This is a genomic window from Shigella sp. FC1967 (assembly GCF_001743005.1).
Lineage (GTDB): Bacteria > Pseudomonadota > Gammaproteobacteria > Enterobacterales > Enterobacteriaceae > Proteus.
Genome location: NZ_MIIZ01000015.1, coordinates 1 through 320 on the forward strand (window position 1 = coordinate 1; position 320 = coordinate 320).

At 55.3% G+C, this 320-nt stretch carries 1 rRNA gene; it reads left to right on the forward strand.

The features are described from left to right. Positions 1-320, forward strand: a 23S ribosomal RNA gene (locus BHE89_RS00120); the annotation flags it as partial.

The window sequence follows — 320 nt, forward strand, 5'->3', positions numbered from 1 at the left end:
AAGTAGGTCTTAGTGATCCGGTGGTTCTGAATGGAAGGGCCATCGCTCAACGGATAAAAGGTACTCCGGGGATAACAGGCTGATACCGCCCAAGAGTTCATATCGACGGCGGTGTTTGGGCACCTCGATGTCGGCTCAGTCACATCCTGGGGCTGAAGTAGGTCCCAAGGGTATGGCTGTTCGCCATTTAAAGTGGTACGCGAGCTGGGTTTAGAACGTCGTGAGACAGTTCGGTCCCTATCTGCCGTGGGCGTTGGAAGATTGAGAGGGGTTGCTCCTAGTACGAGAGGACCGGAGTGAACGCACCACTGGTGTTCGGG